Here is a 1,222-nt window from a genome sequence, read left to right on the forward strand (position 1 = left end):
ACTTTTTCACCATGAACAGCTTCATCAAGACCAAGTTGTTCAGTTTCTTCATCAACTCTACCACCACCAGTTAAAGCAGCTGCGATATAGTAAACGATAACAGTACCAACTAAAGTGAAGATACCAACTACTACTACAGATTCAACTTGAACCATAAATTGACCCATTCTGTCACCTGCAGCTTTAAGTGGACCATCCCATAATAAGTCTTGGTCGTTTAGAGCTAAAAGACCAGTTGCTAATGCACCCCATAGACCAGCTAGGAAGTGGATACCAAATGCATCTAAAGAATCATCGTAACCAAGTTTTTTCTTCATTACAGCAACACCGAAGAAACCAACTACTGAACCAACACCACCAACGATTAATGCACCTGATACATCAACGAATCCAGCAGCCGGAGTAATTGCAACTAAACCTGCTACAACACCTGAAGCAGCACCTAATAAAGTTGGCTTTTTAAATACAGCCCACTCTAAAAGAACCCATACAACAGCAGCAAAAGCAGTTGCTAATGTAGTTGTTAAATAAGCTAAACCAGCGATAGCGTTTGCACCGAATGCAGAACCACCGTTGAATCCATACCAACCAAACCATAATAATGCAGCACCAAGAGCTGTTAACATTACTGACATTGGTTTCATAGCGATTTTTGGATAACCGTTTCTTTTACCTACTAAGTAAGCTAATACTAAACCAGCTAAACCACCATTCATATGTACAACTGTACCACCTGCGAAGTCTAGAGCACCTGCATCGAATAATAGTGCACCGTCACCACCCCATACCATGTGAGTAATTGGAGCATATACTACGATTGTCCAGATTGCAACAAATACTAACCAAGTTGAAAACTTGATACGTTCAATTACAGAACCTGATGCGATCGCTACTGTGATAGCTGCGAATGTACCTTGGAATACTACGAATACGTAAGTCGGGTATGTACCGCTTAAATCATTCCAGTTAATACCGCTTAAGAATGCGTTACCAAATCCACCAATGATTTTTTGCATTGAACCACCGTCACCAAACGCCATTGAATAACCTGCTGCTATCCATGCAATAAATGCAACTGCAAATGCTCCTAATACCATTGCATAAGTATTAAGCACATTCTTGCTTCTTGTCATCCCTGCATAAAAAAGTGCAAGACCTGCTGGTGTCATAAGTAATACTAATGCAGCTGATACCATCATCCACGCTGTATCACCTGTATCTA

1 protein-coding gene is annotated in these 1,222 nt (G+C 40.6%); it reads right to left on the reverse strand.

Annotated elements, in window-relative coordinates; genetic code table 11:
* Nucleotides 1-1,199 (reverse strand): ammonium transporter (locus tag P6N22_RS10610; RefSeq protein WP_348542143.1); only part of this gene is annotated, 1,199 nt, incomplete at its 3' end.
* Nucleotides 1,200-1,222: the final 23 nt, after the last annotated feature.

The organism is Sulfurimonas sp. C5 (assembly GCF_029872055.1).
Taxonomy (GTDB): Bacteria; Campylobacterota; Campylobacteria; order Campylobacterales; family Sulfurimonadaceae; genus Sulfurimonas.